Origin of the sequence: Pelotomaculum terephthalicicum JT (genome assembly GCF_022410535.1) — a bacterium.
Lineage (GTDB): Bacteria > Bacillota > Desulfotomaculia > Desulfotomaculales > Pelotomaculaceae > Pelotomaculum_D > Pelotomaculum_D terephthalicicum.
Genome location: NZ_JAKNBL010000015.1, coordinates 17,223 through 34,431, shown reverse-complemented (window position 1 = coordinate 34,431; position 17,209 = coordinate 17,223). Strand labels below are relative to the sequence as shown.

11 protein-coding genes and 1 pseudogene are annotated in these 17,209 nt (G+C 47.2%); 11 read left to right on the top strand and 1 reads right to left on the bottom strand.

Annotation, left to right across the window (positions count from 1 at the left end):
• The first annotated feature begins 12 nt into the window (after window positions 1-12).
• Window positions 13-984 (top strand): REP-associated tyrosine transposase, encoded by a 972-nt coding sequence (locus L9W92_RS10395; protein ID WP_240083693.1) that lies wholly within the window; start codon window positions 13-15, stop codon window positions 982-984.
• Between the two features lie 381 nt (window positions 985-1,365).
• The gene (locus L9W92_RS10390) at window positions 1,366-3,933 is read left to right on the top strand and encodes an adenylate/guanylate cyclase domain-containing protein (RefSeq protein WP_240083692.1); all 2,568 of its coding nucleotides are present in this window, start codon (window positions 1,366-1,368) and stop codon (window positions 3,931-3,933) included.
• 18 nt (window positions 3,934-3,951) lie between these two features.
• On the opposite strand, the gene L9W92_RS10385 is transcribed toward L9W92_RS10390, so the two are convergent.
• Window positions 3,952-5,205 (bottom strand): hypothetical protein, encoded by a 1,254-nt coding sequence (locus tag L9W92_RS10385; RefSeq protein ID WP_240083691.1) that lies wholly within the window; start codon window positions 5,203-5,205, stop codon window positions 3,952-3,954.
• Window positions 5,206-5,349: 144 nt separating this feature from the next.
• Here L9W92_RS10385 and L9W92_RS10380 point away from each other — a divergent pair, with 144 nt between their 5' ends.
• The 9 genes and pseudogenes from L9W92_RS10380 to L9W92_RS10345 all read left to right on the top strand — a co-directional run bounded on the left by L9W92_RS10380 (window position 5,350) and on the right by L9W92_RS10345 (window position 17,199).
• Entirely contained in the window at window positions 5,350-7,551 is a 2,202-nt protein-coding gene (locus L9W92_RS10380; protein WP_240083690.1) for an AAA family ATPase, read from the top strand.
• A 202-nt stretch (window positions 7,552-7,753) separates the two neighbouring features.
• Window positions 7,754-8,299, top strand: coding sequence for a Pvc16 family protein (locus tag L9W92_RS10375; protein ID WP_312038089.1), 546 nt, complete (start codon window positions 7,754-7,756; stop codon window positions 8,297-8,299).
• An 11-nt stretch (window positions 8,300-8,310) separates the two neighbouring features.
• Window positions 8,311-9,111 (top strand): carboxypeptidase-like regulatory domain-containing protein, encoded by an 801-nt coding sequence (locus L9W92_RS10370; RefSeq protein WP_240083688.1) that lies wholly within the window; start codon window positions 8,311-8,313, stop codon window positions 9,109-9,111.
• A 125-nt stretch (window positions 9,112-9,236) separates the two neighbouring features.
• Window positions 9,237-10,979, top strand: a complete 1,743-nt coding sequence (locus L9W92_RS10365) for a phage tail sheath family protein (protein WP_376741801.1) — start codon at window positions 9,237-9,239, stop codon at window positions 10,977-10,979.
• A gap of 53 nt (window positions 10,980-11,032) precedes the next feature.
• Window positions 11,033-11,467, top strand: a complete 435-nt coding sequence (locus L9W92_RS10360) for a phage tail protein (protein ID WP_240083686.1) — start codon at window positions 11,033-11,035, stop codon at window positions 11,465-11,467.
• Window positions 11,468-11,592: 125 nt separating this feature from the next.
• Window positions 11,593-11,970 (top strand): phage tail assembly protein, encoded by a 378-nt coding sequence (locus L9W92_RS10355; RefSeq protein WP_240083685.1) that lies wholly within the window; start codon window positions 11,593-11,595, stop codon window positions 11,968-11,970.
• Entirely contained in the window at window positions 11,967-12,158 is a 192-nt protein-coding gene (locus tag L9W92_RS19150) for a DUF6760 family protein (protein ID WP_312038088.1), read from the top strand. Before L9W92_RS10355 ends, L9W92_RS19150 begins: the two co-directional genes overlap by 4 nt.
• A pseudogene (locus tag L9W92_RS10350) lies at window positions 12,155-12,604 on the top strand (phage tail protein). The gene L9W92_RS19150 and the pseudogene L9W92_RS10350 overlap by 4 nt, the downstream one beginning before the upstream one ends.
• 41 nt (window positions 12,605-12,645) lie before the next feature.
• Window positions 12,646-17,199, top strand: coding sequence for a hypothetical protein (locus L9W92_RS10345; RefSeq protein ID WP_240083684.1), 4,554 nt, complete (start codon window positions 12,646-12,648; stop codon window positions 17,197-17,199).
• The last annotated feature ends 10 nt before the right edge of the window (window positions 17,200-17,209 follow it).

Below are 17,209 nucleotides of genomic sequence, written 5' to 3'. Positions count from 1 at the left end.
GAGTGGGATATCATGGCTAGACCCCTTAGGCTTGAATATGAGGGAGCGATGTATCATATAACGGCACGAGGGAATGAAAGAAAAAAGATATTTTTTATGCCTGACGATTATGAAAAATTTAAAGATTACCTTAAAGCTGCAAAGCAGAAATATGGCATAATTATACATAGTTACGTTTTAATGAGTAATCACTATCATTTAATATTAGAAACTCCCGACGGAAATTTAAGCAAGGTAATGCATAATATTAACAGTTCATATTCAACATATCTAAATATTAGGCGAAAGAGGAGCGGTCATTTATTTCAAGGTCGGTATAAGGCAATTCTCGTTGACAAAGATAACTATTTAATAGAATTAAGCAGATATATACACTTAAATCCCGTAAGAGCGGGAATAGTTAAACAGCCTGAAGACTATGAATACAGCAGCTATAGAGTATTTGCGGCAGGTAAAGAGGACGAAATCGTTGACCAAAATACGATATTAAATATGATAGCGGACCAGATGGAGACGGGTAGAAACCAATATTGTAAATATGTCAATAGCGGAATATCTGAAGAAATAAAGAATCCTTTTGAAGCGGTCTATGGCGGGTTGGTAATGGGCGGAGAAATATTTATAAAAGAGGCCTTGCGGCAACTTAAGGATTGCAATTTGGAGAAAGATGATATTTCATATAGAAAAGAATTAAAGAGCACATGCAATATCGAAGAGATAATAGAAAGAACAGCCAAGCTTTTAAAAGTCTCAATTGAAGATATTAAAGAGAGTAAGATTCCTCAATACAGAAAGATTGCTATATATTTTGCTAAAAAGAATACAGGTGCCACTAACAAAGAAATTGGGTCATACTTCAAAGGATTAAGTTATTCAGGAGTAGCAAAAACAAATGAACGATTTATTAAGGAAATGGATGGAAATAAGGAGATCAAGGCTTGGATAACCGAACTTGAGCAAAATCTGTCCAATGTCAAGGGCTGACCCCAAAAAATAACTGGGACCACCAAAAAATAACTGGGACCATAGAACACGGTTGGTGTTCTTGATGGGTACCCAGTTATTTATTTTTGGGTCTTTATATTTAAAAATATTTGTTTAAATTGTAAAATTGTTATTTAGATTTGTTAAAATATCAACTATAATGGGATAAAACAGTAATAATTGGCATTAGAGGCTGTAAAAATGAGGAAAAATTTAATTTATCTTTGGATAATCGCTGTTATTTTAGCAATAATAGGATTTCTAATTTATTATCATACTGACATGCTTAGTAAGTCACCTGTTAATAACAGTTTGTCATTTGTTAATATATCCCATGTGGAATCGGATGCAAATAATAACTTGTTCGTCATTGATCAGTCAATGAAAAGATTAGTTAAAACAAATCCTTCCGGTGTTTTAACCAGTATTATCGACAGCGATAACGGAAAGAAAGACTCTTCCGTGCTGTTTGCCGATGTTGTTGCCGATAACAGCGGCTCGTTTTACGTGTTATCCACCGTTTTAGACGCTCAGGGTTATTATGTGGAATCGGAAGAAATCAACCGGTATACGCCGGCAGGCAATTTTGACAAGCAGTTGTACCGGGTGGAATATGACCGGGAAAATAGACCGAATCGCACAGGACGGCTGAAAACGCTGGATATCAAAGATAATTTTCTTTACTTTTACAGTGTCGGGCAGGACAAAATAATACTGAACAGATTGACTCTGAATGGAGATAATGTTGATAGCTTATTCAGTATTTTCTTAGACGGGGAAATGTTTTTGTCCGAAATTGCAGGGCTGGAATTCGGTTCAATATTCTTCACTACAAAAAAAGGTGAAATTTATCAAATCAATGACTCCGGCAGGCCGGTTCTGGTTTATTCCAGCGGCAGCGGTGAAAAATCACTGCCGGTATATTTGGATGTTGGTGCGGACAAACATATTTATTTTGCCGATGTTTACAGGGAGGAAATTGACCGCCTGCGTACCGGTGAGATTAATTCCGCCGAGACACTTTTGTCGGAAAGAAAACTTTATGAGCAGGGGTATAGCGTTCCGTTTTCAGTGCTGAAAGATCTCAGTATAAAGCAAGACGGGTCGGTTCTCATTGCCGCCTCCGACCGGGTAATTTGTGTCCGGCCGGACGGCGGGATAAATTTTATATTAGAAAAAGTAAAATTCCCATATAAGACAATGGCTATGCGATTGTTGGCCTGGCTGCTGGTTTTGCTGGCCGTTGTTTTGTTTTTGCGCGGATGTAGAATTCTCTATGTCGATATCATGCAAAAGAAAATTTCTTTGATTTTTAAACAGCTTTGTTTTATTCCGGTGATTGTGCTGGCCATGGTTCTTGTGTCAAGCGTTATTAATGCAAGTTACTCCCAGAAATATGAAGCCGAAATTTACAGCAAATTAAAACTGCTGGCGCATATCGGCATCCAGATGATTGATAGCGAGCGTTTGTCCAAAATCACCACCCCCGGGCATTTTTTAAATAGTGACTATAAAGAGATAAAAGAAAAGATTAATTTAATATACGATGATAATTCATCTGAAAATGAAGAAGGCTTTTATTTTGTAGTTTATAAGTTGGAAGAAGAAAAACTGTATTGGTGTATTACTGATGATGACAATATGAGTCCGTTTTATCCTTTCAATATTCAAAATAATGACTACTACAAGGTGATCAGGGACGGGCAGTTTATCACCGGTCATGAAAGCGACGCGGAAGGCGAATGGATGTATGCGGTCGGGCCTTTGATGAACCCGGAAGGCAAGGTTATCGGGGCATTTGAAACCGGCATGGACCTGAACAGTTTTAACGAACTAAAAAGAAAATTATTCCTGACTGCCGGCAAGAGCATTGCAGCCGCGGCAATTGTTATTATCGTGTTATTTATGTTAATGACCTATTATTTGCTTTCCTCAATCCAAATTTTGCGGAATGGTGTCAATGAAATGGCAAGCGGAAACTGGGACGCCACTGTCTCGGTGAAATCCAGGGATGAGGTGGGAGAACTCTGCGGCGGGTTCAATAAAATGTCGGAATATATCAGGAAGTATATCGCGGATATTACCATTTTAAACGAGTCCTATTTGCGGTTTGTGCCGCAGCAGTTTGTACATTTTTTGGGAAAGCAAAGCATAGTCGATGTTCAACTAGGGGACCAGGTGAAGGAGGAAATGAGTGTTTTATTTTCAAGCGTCCGTTCATTCAGCCTGCTCTCAAAGACGTTGAGACCGGAGGAAAGCTTTGATTTGATTAACGCGTACTTGAAGAGAGTCGGTCCGATTGTCAGGAACAATGGCGGGTTTGTGGATGATTACACGGGCAACGGCATCATCGCCTTGTTTCCGGGTACTGCCGGCGAAGCGCTGCGAGCCGCCGTCGATATGAGAAAAGAACTGGAAAGGTATAATGAACAACGTCTGAAAGAAGGTTATCTTTCCATTGACACGGGTACGGGCATTCACCGTGGTCCGCTGATGCTGGGCATCATCGGGGAAGAAAAAAGGCTGGAAGGAACAGTCATTTCTGATAATGTCGACCTCGCGGCGACTATTGAAAGAATAACTGAAAAGTTCGGCGCGTCGATATTGATTACCGAGAATATGCTCGGTGAGGCGGGTGTAAGGGAACAGTACCAGTACCGGCTGCTGGGATTGGTGCAGGTAAGCGTCAAGGAAGAACCGGTAAAAATATTTGACCTTTATCAGGGAGATCCGGAAGATATAAAGAAGCTGAAGCATGAAACCAAAGATATATTTGAAGAAGGCATTATGCTTTACCGGGACGGGCGCTTTTATGACGCGCGCAGCAGGTTCGTCGAAGTGGTTAGAGAAAACTTCCGGGACGAAGCGGCTAAAATTTACTTCTTTTTATGCGACGAGTACTACAAAAAGGGAGCGCCGGAAGGTTGGAACGGCACTTTGCCTGCTTGAGTTTTGTCTCCCGATTCATTAAGGTGATGGTTTTCTGAACACCGGCATTTGGGGGATGACCACCTGTTCCTCATTATTTCGGTAACCCGGCTTTTGGGCTTTGATATTAAATGTATACGTTTGCGAGGTGTCCCAGGGGAAATTGTATAACCAGGTGAATTGATTATCTTCCACAACAACAGGCTGACCATTGATTGAAACAGCGGCCCCGGGTGTGGTGGTTCCCTCGATTGTCAGGCTATGCTCATTAACAGCGTTTGTTTTGACCGTTAATTCGACCTTGGGCGCTAGACGGTTAACCGCGATAAATCTGGTTGATTTTTTTTCAACGGGGCGGCTGGCGGTCAATTCAAACAGATTTATACCGATTTTGGGCAATGGGACCGAAATCTCAAAGTCACCGCTTTCATTGCTGACTGTATTTTGGTCGGCGATAAAAACATCGGCGCCCGGGGAAGCCTTGCCGCTCAATTTTATGCTTTCGGCATCGGTTTCTTCCGGCTGATTGACTGTCAGGTTGGTGAATGTGGAAACCTCAACTAAATATGACTCTGTTCTTTCCTGCCCGTCGACGTCTGTAACGCTGACCTGAATCGGCGTTTCAATTGTATCCGTTAAATATTCGGGACTTATGGAGGCCAAATTGATCAGATCGTAATTCCTTATTTCAAAATTCTCCCGGCCGGTCTTTGAGTTGGCCTTATTGAACATATGGTTGACGGAAATTGTATTTAAAGGATCGGTAACCACGGCAACCCGTTTAATGCTGTCACTATTTACAATGTCATCAGTTATACTAACTTCTAAAGTAATGGGTAATTTGTTTTTTTCTATAGTGTAATGAAATTTTCTTTTTATGCTACCGGGGGATTTAACCGTAAATTGTATTTCATTAGTCCCGCTTTTCAGCTCGCCGGGTAGAATTTTAAACGATGCCTGACCGTTTTCGTTGGCCGTTTTCGTTTCAACTCTGTCCATTGTAACGGAACTGCCTTTTGATATGTTCACAGAGGACGCTTTCTTCATATCCATTGTCACTAAACTGCCTTTGGGAGTCTTTGTTTCCAGGATAAACGCTCTGTCTGCGTTCTCTCCGGTGAGTTGATGCGTCGCGCTGAAAGTCGGCCGGTGGATGCAGAGATAGGTAAAGACGAGCAATAACACGATTGCCGATGATATGACAATGGCTTTAGTTTTGTTGATTTGATTGGCGCGCAATTGGTAATCGTTTAATTTCCGATATGCGGCCGACTTGAGTTGAGCGTTGTCCACTAAAGTTTACCCCCGGATTGTATGAATATGTATGAATATGAAATAATTCTTCGACATGATTGGTAGATATCCTGTTTAACTTGACAAAATAGCAGCTTTACGTAAAACAAGTTCACTCAAATTTAAGAACGGTGTTATGATTATATGTCTAAAGTAGCGGCAAGCCTCAATGAATTGAATATTATTCGCGAGTATGCCGGCTGTTGGGAGCATATTTCCGACGAGTTGAAATGGCTGGATTTAAAAATCCGGGTGCTTCTGGCAAAACAGCGGAAACAACAGCCGGCAGACCCGTATGAGCAATTGAAGGGCCTGGTGTTGTCGGAAGCTGAAGTATACCATCTTTTAGATGGTGTTGAACAGCCGGCTCATGAGCACGCGGTAGTAAAAAAGTTGACGGAGCAGTTAGTTCAGTTGGAGTCAAATATTCAAAAAAGACTTGGCTTGAGCAATGAGAAAGGCATCTTTCTGACACTGCCGTACCTATCAGATGTCTTTAAATTAACGCCTTTCGAAGAACGGTGCGTTGTAATTTGCCTGGCGGTTGAACTGGATCGCAAATATGAAAAGCTGTACGCGTTTTTAAATGATGATGTGACCTGCAAAAGCCCCACTGTGGATTTGAGCATGAAATTGCTTTGCGCGACGCCGGAAGAACGGCTGGCTGCAAGGATGTCTTTTACCCCGGGGAATAATCTGTTTAAATATCTTTTCAATGAAGAAAAAAGTGCCGATACCGGGAGTTCCCTGCTGGCAAAAACGCTAAAGCTGGAAGAGCGCATGATGAGATTCCTTTTAGAATCTGAGCAAATAGATGACAGCATTCGTTCTTTCACGGAAATATTTCTTCCCGTGGATGAATTGACACCACTTCTTTCGGGACAGGAAGTACAGGCGAAAATTCGTGAGTTCACCTGGTCTAAGCACTGCATCTTTTATTTGCACGGACCTTTGGGAGCCGGGAAAAAACTTCAGGTAAAACATTATTGCAAATATTTAAACCGTCCTTTGATGATTGTCGATCTTCGGATGGCCGGGGCGCAGGAGCAGCCTTTGGAGAGAATGATCGAAAAAGTAATGCGCGAGGCTATTTTGCACCAGGCGGTTCTTTGCTTTGACAATTTCCAGTGCTTATTTGAGAACGAGCAATCCCGCAGGAATGTTAAAGAATTATTTGAGCTGTTAAAGGTGTTTTCCGGAATGATTTTTTTACTGGCCGACTCTTTCAAAAAGCCGGTTGAGTTCAGCAGGGAATACTATTTTATTGATATTGAATTTAAAATCCCGAAGGATTTCGAACGGAAAAGATTTTGGGAATATTTCGGTAGGGGTCATAACCTGAGTAAAGAAATCGACTGGGGCGCTGTGGCCGGCAAATTTAGCTTTACGCCCGGTCAGATCCGGGACGCGTTGCTGACGGCGAAAAACATGGCTGCCTGGCATTGCAGAGAGGGCGAGAGGATAGAGAATGAAGAGCTTTACAAAGCTTGTTACGCGCAGGTGCGCCATAACCTGGGGGAAAAAGCGAGCCGGATCCAACCCAGGTATGGTTGGGATGACATAGTTTTGCCGCCTGAACAAAAAAAACAGCTGCAGAACGCGTGCAACCAGATCAAATATCGTCACATCGTGTACGGCGAATGGGGATTTGAAAAGAAATTATCTTATGGCAAAGGGCTGTGCGTGCTGTTTTCCGGCCCTCCGGGAACGGGGAAAACCATGTCGGCGCAAGTCATGGCGAAAGAATTATATTTGGAGCTTTATAAAATTGACCTATCCCAGGTGGTCAGCAAATATATCGGGGAAACAGAAAAAAACCTCCAGCTGATCTTTCAGGAAGCGCAATTGAGCAATGCGATTTTGTTCTTTGACGAAACCGACGCCTTGTTTGGAAAACGTTCGGAGGTAAAAGACTCGCATGACCGGTACGCGAATATTGAAACGGCTTATTTGCTGCAAAAAATTGAGGAATACGAGGGTGTCAGTATTTTAGCGACTAATTTTATCCAGAATATCGATGAGGCGTTTATGAGAAGGTTCAACTTTATCATTGAGTTTCCGTTTCCGGATAAGCAGTACAGGGAAAAAATATGGAAGTCAATTTTTCCTGATGAAGCCCCGCTTGGTGACGATATTGATTTTGAATTTATTGCCAGCAAGTTTGAAATAGCCGGCGGCAATATCAAAAATATCGCTGTTTCCTCCGCTTTTCTCGCTGCCGATGCTGCTGAACCCATCGGTATGAAGCATATTGTGGCGGCGGCAAAGTATGAGTTAAATAAAATAGGAAAATTGTTACTTAAAGAGGATTTAGGTGAATATAACAATATTATTATATTTGAGTAATTTATTGGAATAACTCTTAAATGAATCTTGTTTTGCCGCAGTAAATCAAAACATTTTATTTATTAAAATCTGCATCTTGTAATATAATTTTTCCAAGTTAAAACTTCACATATGAGGCAATCATTATTAGTAACTAAGTAACAAACATTAGTATGTTGATGCGGAGTTGATAATTATCGGAGGTTATACCGTAATTGCGGATGTGGGGAATACATTAATTAAATTATTGAGAGACCAAATGACGCCCGAGCCAATCCCGAAGGCGGAAATGATTGGTTTGTGTTCTCCGGCGGATAAGGGCGATTTTCGTTTGACCCTGTTTTTATACTGCATTGAGGAAATCGGGGAGTATTCTTACCCGGAGATGCGCAGCGTCGGTCCCGGCATTTGGCAATACCCCCCGTTGTCGTTGAATTTGTATTACATGATGACCGCTTATTCAACAGCCGATTTGCATTCGCGGTCGCTGGACGAGCACCGGATTCTGGGCAGGGCCGTGCAGGTTTTTTACGACCACGGCATTTTGAGGGACTCAACATTGCAAGGAACGTTATTTGAAGCAAGTGAAGAGATTAAAATTGTCCGGAATAATTTATCTGTGGAGCAAATCACAGAGATATGGAACCGTTTTACGGACGTTCCTTTCAAACTATCGGTCAGTTACAAGGTCGGACCGGTAGATCTCGACTCTACGCGCTTTAAGAAAACCAAGCGAGTGATGGAGGTGGAAGTTAATATCGACGGATAGAGACGGTAAAGATGGAATACAGACGCAAGGTCAAATTTAGCACGAAGGTTTCTTTGGTTGTCTGCCCGGTGGATGATTACACCGCCTCGCCCAAGTCCGGCGGCAATATCCATGTCTTTTTGCGCGAACATCCGGGGAGGCCGGTGAGAAAGGCGGACGGGTATTTCGTTTTTACCGGTTTGCCTGTCGGAACTTATCATGTAGTGGTGCAATCAGATATATATCTTAACGAAACAACGATTGTCAAGCTTGAAGAAATTGATCCGGCGGAGCCTATCGTGTATATATCTCTAAAGCCAAACTCCGCTTATCCGTTCCCCGCGGGGACGACCTTGCTCCGCGCCGCTCTGCGTGACTCCGGCGGCAATCCGGCTCCGGACGCGAATGTGAGAGCAACTGTCATGTCGGCAAGTTGCGCCGGCGCTAAAGTGGCGCAGGGCGGTGTGAAAAAAGGGCTTCATGAAATTAATTTAACAAATGTGGCAGGCAAAATAGCAGTTGGAGATATATTCTTGATAAAAGAGCAAGAGGAGGTGTGTTCTGAATACTGCGTGATCACCGGAGTTTCAAAAGGAACACATAGTTATCAAGTGGCCGAGCCTCTCCGGTACGATCATAAACGCGGGGTGTTGCTGCTGCCTGTTGTGGTAACCAGGGCGGATCAGCGGGGGGAAGTTGTCGCTTACTTCCGGGGTGCAAAGGAGAAAATTTTTGACGTTAAAGTCGAATTCAGCTGCGAAAATAAAATTAAAATAGAAGAGTTGAAGATGACAGAAGGTGAAGTGAATTATTTAGGTATTGTTCAAATCTAAAATAAATACAGAAAGGGGGGAGCTGGTTTCTATTTATACAAACTCAGGTCATGAAGGCAATGTTTGTATATTAATTTACTAGAAACCGGGTAAACATGCCAGAATATTTGTCTCCAGGAGTTTACGTGGAAGAGTTTGAGAGCGGTGGCAGACCGCTTGAGGGCGTCAGCACCAGTACTGCGGGGTTTATCGGTCTGGCGGAGAGAGGTAGTGTGGAAGGACTGCCGGAACTGGTTACCAGTTTTGCTGACTTTCAAAGAAAATTCGGGGGGTATTTGTCGGAAAACGCGTTTGGCGAATACCGTTTCCTCGCTTATGCGGTGGAACACTTCTTTATCAACGGAGGAGCCCGTTGTTACGTAATGAGGGTAGCGCCGGCCGATGCGAAACCGGCGGCTAATTTCGCGGGGGATAATAAAGATTCGGTGGTGCTGGATATTTACGCGAAAAACCCTGGCACGTGGGGCGATAAGATCAAGGTTTCAGTTTCGCCGTCCAGCAAAGCTAAGACGCAGATATTGGAAATTATCGGTGACGCCGCTGAAGCCAAACAATACCGTGTGAAGAACAACGCCGGTTTTAATCCCGGCGATATTGTCGCCTTTAGTGACGGTGAGAGCAAACAATACAACGAGATAGTCGCCTCCCAGGACAATGTGATCACCCTGTCAAATCATTTGCGGGGTGACGACAGTGTTGTCGACAAGGACCTCATTCCCGTTAAAATGCTCACCACCTGCGAGTTTACTCTCAATGTCCTCTATGAAGGTGAAGCGGAAACGTTTGAAAATGTGTCGCTTAACGCAGCCGCGGCCAACTATGTGGAAAAAGTTTTGTCCCGCTCTAATTTGATTGCCGTTGAACATAATTTGAACCCGAAACTAATCAAGGGCGAGGACGATGACAGCGACCCCACCCCGCCATATGAGACAATAACAGGGAAAAAAGAAGAAGAAACAGATTATGTAATGGCACTGGCCGGCGGCAGTGACGGCGCGGTTGCCGGTATTTCCGCGGCGGACTTTATGGGTCAGGACAGAGGGCCGGGAAAGCGCACCGGGATCCAGGCTTTCATCGACAATGATGAAGTCAGTATTATGGCCATACCGGGAGTGACGACACCGGATGTGCAATTGGCGCTAGTCGCTCACTGCGAAAACACGGCCAGCCGGTTTGCCGTTCTGGATATTCCCAGGGAAAAGGTCAAGGTGGCGGATGTGCAGGTGCACCGCAATATCTTCGATACTACATACGCCGCCATGTATAATCCATGGTTGCAGGTTTTCGATCCGCTTGACAAGCGGAATATTTACATTCCGCCGTCCGGCTCGGTAATCGGGATTTATTCCAGAACAGACCAAACGCGCGGCGTGCACAAAGCGCCTGCGAACGAGGTTGTCCGTTCCTGTGTCGGGCTGGACTGCCAGTACAACAAAGGTGAACAGGACATTTTAAACCCCAAGGGAGTGAACTTGATCCGGTACTTTACCGGTCAGGGCATTCGCGTTTGGGGAGCCAGGACATGCAGTTCAAATACTCTGTGGAAATACATTAACGTAAGAAGACTATTTATTTTCCTGGAGGAATCGATTAAGCGCGGCACCAACTGGGTCGTTTTTGAGCCGAATGATGAAAAACTGTGGGCCAGGGTTAACCGGACCATAGACGCGTTTTTAACCAGGGTGTGGAGAGACGGCGCGCTGATGGGCACCAGTTCGGCCGAGGCTTTCTTTATCAAGGTTGACCGTTCCACCATGACCCAGGACGACATCGACAACGGACGCCTGATCTGCGTCATTGGCGTGGCGCCTGTCAAGCCCGCTGAATTCGTGATCTTCAGAATTACGCAAAAAACGAGTGAACAATAATAGCACTGACTAACTAAATGCCGTCACTATAAATAAGCAAAGGGGGAAGAGATATGCCTGGCGAACGCAAAGACCCTTACAGAGGTTTTCGTTATAGAGTGGAGATTGAGGGTATTCAGCAGGCAGGTTTCAGTGAAGTGTCGGGTTTCAGCACTTCTGTCGATATAATTGAATACCGTGAGGGCAATGAAAATACAACGCCCCGCAAATTGCCCGGATTGACTAAGTATGGCAATATCACCCTGAAGTGGGGTGTCACCGATTCGGTGGATATGTATAAATGGATTGAAAACGCGGTCAACGGCACTATAGAGCGCAAGTCGGTCACGATCATCGCTATAGATGAAGCGGGCACGGATGTCGCGACATGGCAGATTATCGAAGCTTGGCCGACAAAATATACCGCGCCGAACTTCAACGCCAAAGGCAACGAAGTGGCGATCGAAAGTCTTGAGCTTGCCCATGAGGGGCTGACCAGAACAGTGTAGTTGTTGTTTGAAACAAGAGGTTGGAGAATGGAGCTTAATAACTTTCCTTTTTCTTGCCTCTTGTTTTAATCCCGGCAGCAAAGCAGCTGGGCACAACCGGAAATTTAAAAAGGAGAATAGGACAAATGGCATTTCAAACAGAATATGAATTTGAGTTGCCTAAGGGTTATGTGGACGAGCATGGTGATTTGCATAAAAGGGGAGTAATGCGTCTAGCCACAGCCGCAGATGAAATCTTGCCGATGCGTGATTCCAGGGTGCAGTCAAATCCAGGTTACCTGACTATTATTCTGCTGGCCAGGGTGATCACGAAACTCGGTGATTTGAAAGCGATAGACACAAAAGTGATTGAAAAACTCTTTACCGCGGATTTTGCTTACCTGCAAGACTTTTACCAGCGCGTCAACGAGTCCGAAAGCGCGCGCTTTAAGACAGTATGCCCGAAATGCCAGCATGAGTTTGAGGCGGAAATAAATTTTTCGGGGGAGCCGGAGGGAGAATAACAGGCTATCCGGTTGAGCGGATTTATGAGGAAGTTGCTTTCATAGCCTATTACTTCCACTGGCCGCAAGATCAAATCATGCTGATGGAACATCGCGAGCGCAAAAAATGGTGTGAGGAGATTTCTAACATTAACCGCAAGCTCAATGAAGAGCCGGAAAATGAGTTTGACGTGTTTGATCCGAGGTGACAACGACCTTGACAATTTTGGTAGATCCGAATGGCAGCTTCCGTTTTTGGGTGGAGATTGACGGCTTATTCGTGGGCGGATTTACGGAAGTTTCAGGACTCCGGTCGGAGACGGAGACGGAAGAATATCGTGAAGGCGGTGTCAACAATCATGTGCACCGCTTCCCTAAGATAACAAAATATCCAAGCCTGGTGTTAAAAAGAGGAGTAACCAATTCGGACGAGCTTTGGAACTGGTACAAGGATGTTGTCTGAGGTACGGTTGAGCGTAAGGATGGCGCGGTGGTATTGCTTGATCAGGCCGGTGAGGAAATCTGGAGATGGAACTTTTTTGATTCCTACCCGGTGAAATGGATCGGACCTGAGCTGAAGGCGTCCAGGGCTGAGGTTGCCGTCGAAGTTCTGGAGATAGTGTATAATCGCTTGGAGGGTATAGTTTCGAAATAAATCCTCCGGATTAGCAGTTAGCTTTTTGAAGGGGAAACTGAATGAGCTTGTCAAAGAAAACAGCGCCCCGGTGGAAGAAAAGGATATTGTCTCACCAGGATTTCGTTGAGAGAATATTAAATAAATATGGTCTGTTACGGAATAATTTTCTGGCCGGGGGTTCCTTGGTCCACAGGAGAATTTTTCAGCGAAAAGCCGGTTACGGCAATTTATCGCGTAGTTTTACGGTAAATGTCCGGTTGCTTTTTGCCGGGTTCCGGGAGCAGGGACCGGCCGTTTACCGGCCTGTAAATTTGCACTCAGTTTACCCGGATAATTCATTTAGACAATCTGCTGATGTGGAAACCAACGTTTTCTTGAGCAGCAAAACTGACGGCAGTAAAACGCGGCAAGTGTCAATCGCCCGCAGGCAAGACCCGGGTTCGCCGGTAAGAGTGTCTGAAACACAGGTGTTCCATACCGGTGGGCCGGCAGCGCCGTGGCACATTCAAAGCAATACTGATAATTACGTTATAACAGAAAGCAAGCCCGCCGGGTCCGGACGAGACGGTAGAACCAGAGGACGGGCGGCAGCCGGTAGGCCGGTAAAGAGAGTACGGATCGGCCAATTAACAACAATAAATGTCCGGCAAAAATCATCAAAGGGGAAAACCATTCCGGAACAGGCGGGAAAAAACGCGGAGCCTGTAAGGGAATCAAATATACATAAATATTTCTGCCTGCGGCGTCCGGCAAGCAGCGCAGAAGTGCCGCCGGGTAGGGACGGACAAGTCCAAAAGAAGACTCCGGAGCAATTCATAAGCAATAATATAATTGTTGCGGGAAGATTCATTCCCCAGCGCCCGGCAGTCAACAAAGGAAAAAGGGGATGGGGCGGGACGTCCGGCGCCGGGGGAATACCAAGTCGTCGGGATGCTGGTTTGGGCGGGAGACCAAATCCTCCAGGCCAAGCCGGTATGCCCGGCAGAGCGAGGCAAGGGGCATGGGTTCAGGCAGCGCTGCTGGAAGCTCAGTCTGCGTTGCTGCGTCTACAGCAGAAGCTGCAAGTCCCAAAAGCAAAACCGGGGCGGAGCCTGACGGCGGCCAGACGCGGCGCAGACGAAGCGGTGCAGGAGAAAGCGAGCGTTCCGGCGCTTCAGGCCACACCTCCCGGCAGGCAGGCCATGATGGCCGTGCCGGTAGGAACAGCGGCAGCCATAATTATCCGCAGACAACTGCGTACACTGGAAAGAGCGTTTCAAACACCGGCAAACGCTATCTTCAGAAGAGCGCAGGCGGTACAGCAGTACATTCAAAGCAATGCCGGCACATATAGAACAACAGGCGACACAACCAACACCCGGGCAACAGCCGGAGAACTGTCTGAGAGAGAACAAACCGGCCGGCTGACAGTGGCAGACATATCGCCAACAGTAACGGCAGCTGTATTAATTCGTAAGCAGCGGCGTAAACCGGCAGGAGCGTTTCAGATTCCGGCAGGATATGCCGGCGTGACGGCGCAGGTGTTGCAGCGGTATATTCAAAGCAGCGTCAACAAGTACGGCACAGCAAGCGAAACAGTTTACAGCCCGGCGGAGCCGGGGCAAGCCAGGGGAACCGGCAGCCGGACAGCAGCCAAAGAACCGGTAAAGGGAGAAAAAACCAGACAACTTGCCACGACAAGCATCCTGCAAGCATTAGCAAAGAAGAAAACTATTCCCGAACAGGCTGACAAGCACATAGAACCTGTAAGGAAATCAGATATCCAAGAGCACATCTACCGGCGGCGCCCGGCGAACAGGGCAGCGATGCCGCCGGGAGCGGAGCGCCATACGCAAACGAAAACCTTGGAACAATTCATACGCAGCAAATTTATAAAAGCTGCGGAAAGATTTTTTTCAGAGCGTTCCGTCTCCGGCAAAAATGCCAAAGAACCGGATAAAACGTCCGGTGCCATGGGGATAGCCTACCGGCGTGCGGATGTAGACTACCGGTCAGGACAGGCAGGTGCAGGTATGCCCGGCAGAGTAAAGACCGGGGCGCAAGTTTGGGCCACGCCGCTAGAAGTGCAGTTTATCATCCAACGTCTGCCGCAAAAGCTTCAGGTCCCGGCGGCTAAGCCGGGACAGATTATGCCGGTTGGCAGACCCGGAACAGAGCAGGCGGGGGTAGGGAAAGCAAATATCCCAGTGCTCCGGACCCGCAGCCACCGCCGGCAGCCGCCGGAAATAACACTTGATTTACGGACAAGCTACCTAAGCGAAATGCTGCGGGCGGCCCAACAGGCGGCCCAACAGTATATGCAAAGCAGTGCCGGCGAATATGGAACAGCGGGGAATAAGCCTGCTGGGGCCAGACGACCCGGCGAAACCGGCGTCCAGGCAACAGCCGTAAGGCTGTTTGAGAGAGAGCAAGCCAACTGGTTGAGAGAGGCAGACCTGTCCCCGGCGGCAACGGTATCCATATTTGCCCGTAAACACCGGCGTAAACCGGGAGGGGCGTTTCAGGCGCAAGTAGGTTCGAGCAGCAGGATAGGGCAAACGGCCCTGCAATATGTTCAAATCAATCGCAGCAACAAATACAGCCCGGCGGGCGGCAAGTCCGCCGGCTACAGGCATGACACCGGAAAAAACAGCCGGACAGCAGCCGGAGAACCCGTAAAGCGAGAGATTACAGGCCAATTCACAAAAGCAAGCATCCGGCGAATATTGTCAAAGAAAAAAACCTTTCCGGCAATGGTGGAAAATAATCAGGGACAGGTTCCGGCGGCAAAGCCGGGACAGAGAGCAAACATGCCGGTGTTCCGGACGTTCTTTGCCCGTGGCTATCACCGGTGGCTGCCGGGAAGGAAGTTTGAGTCGCCGGCAGGCCATCTGAGCGGGATGTCGCAGGCGGCAAAGCAGTATGTTAAAAACAGGGCCGGCAAATCCATGACAGCGGGCGACATCTCTGCCGAATCCGGGCGAGACGGCGAAGGTAGCGGCCGGACAGCAGCTACAGGGCTGTTTGAGAAAGGGCAGAACCGTTGGCTGACAGCAGCAGGTATACTGCCTATACTGCCGGCGGCGGCGATAACTGCGTTAACCCGCAAGCAGCGGCGTTCGCTGGCTGGAGCGTTTCAGACAAAGACAAACCCTGCCGGCGGGATAGTGCCGCTGGCACTATGGTTCAAGCAAAGCAGTGCCGGCAAATATGGAACAGCAGGGGATAAGCCTGCCGGATCCGGACAGGGCGCCGGATACAGCGGCTGGACAACTGCCGGGAAACCAGCGCGGAGAGAGCAAGCCAGCCGGCTGAGGGCAGCGAGCATCCGGCAGACATTGACAAGTAAGAAAACCGTGCCGGCGTGGGCGGACAAGAATCAAGGACCCGTAAGGAAATTACATGCGCAGGAGCTTGCCAAGCGGCGGCGCCCGGCGAACAACGTGGAAACGCCGCGGGGAACAGAGGCCAGTGCTCAAAAGGAAATCCTGGAGCGATTCATATACGGTAATGGCAGAAAAATTACGGAGAAATTCTTTCCGCAGCGTTCCGGTTACGGCAAAGACGCTAAAGAACCGGGCAAAGTATTCGTTGCCCGGGAAATAAACCGCCGGTATGCGAGTTTGAGCATAAGAGCAAGCGCCCCGTTCCAGGCAGACATGCCCGGTGAAGTGCATAATTATACATGGATTCAGCAAACGCCGGCCGAAGCGCGGTACAAACGGATGTCGCGACAGTCAAACCAATATGCCGACCGGCGGCAAAGATTGCCAATACCGGTGGCAAAACCGGTGAGGATACTGCCGGTCGAAAAACCGGGAGTTGCCGGGGCGGCGGCAAATGCAAACATGACGATGCAGCATGTCCCCATAAAAATAAGGCAAACAGGGTCCGGGACAGCGTATTCCGGTAGTCAGGCCGGGGCGGCGGCACCGGCGGGAACCGGGGTAGACGCAATTAGCCGCGCCAAGCGCCGGCGTCCAGCGGCGGAAGGATTATCTGAGTCGCGGTCAAGCTATATCAGCAAGTTGCTGCGGGCAGCACTGCGGCGTGTGCAAAACAGCATAAACAAATATAATGTATCTGCTCAAGCGGTGGTTGTTCCGCCGGTTGACAGAGAGGCGCCGCCAGGCCGTTCATTAATAGAGGAAGCGGTGAGAATATCCCACACCCAGGGGAGCAGCCGCCAACTTGTCCGGTTGCCCAATAATGGCCGCCGGCGGACGATAACAGGCGGTAATACTGAGCAAACCGGTAGTATGGATAAGTTCGTTCAGCGAGGTTCTACTGTAATAGTTGAGAGGTCAAGACGATACGAATTAATGACGGATAGGATAAAGTTGCGCCGCCTGGAGCTAAAAACCGAATCGGAGGAGCTAAGATTGCCGTTAAAAGGCGCATCCGCGTTATTTATTCCGGCACCCCGCATGGAATATTTAAAGCAGCAAGCGGCACCCGCGGATTCAGGGCAGGATGACGTGCCGAAATCGTCCGCGCAGGCGGAAGTGCATTTAGAAAAAATAGATATGCCGGCATCGCAAGGGCCGGAGATAAATATCGATAAAATTGTTGATAAAGTATACATGGAAATTGAAAGAAAGATAAAACTTGAACGGCAGAGAAGAGGATTTTAGCTGAAAACTA

Bases quoted from the DNA above. Each gene is read 5' to 3' on its own strand.
- L9W92_RS10395 (WP_240083693.1), top strand. From the start codon at position 13: ATGGCTAGACCCCTTAGGCTTGAATATGAGGGAGCGATGTATCATATA.
- L9W92_RS10390 (WP_240083692.1), top strand. From the start codon at position 1,366: ATGAAAAGATTAGTTAAAACAAATCCTTCCGGTGTTTTAACCAGTATT.
- L9W92_RS10380 (WP_240083690.1), top strand. From the start codon at position 5,350: ATGTCTAAAGTAGCGGCAAGCCTCAATGAATTGAATATTATTCGCGAG.
- L9W92_RS10370 (WP_240083688.1), top strand. From the start codon at position 8,311: ATGGAATACAGACGCAAGGTCAAATTTAGCACGAAGGTTTCTTTGGTT.
- L9W92_RS10360 (WP_240083686.1), top strand. From the start codon at position 11,033: ATGCCTGGCGAACGCAAAGACCCTTACAGAGGTTTTCGTTATAGAGTG.
- L9W92_RS10355 (WP_240083685.1), top strand. From the start codon at position 11,593: ATGGCATTTCAAACAGAATATGAATTTGAGTTGCCTAAGGGTTATGTG.
- L9W92_RS10345 (WP_240083684.1), top strand. From the start codon at position 12,646: ATGAGCTTGTCAAAGAAAACAGCGCCCCGGTGGAAGAAAAGGATATTG.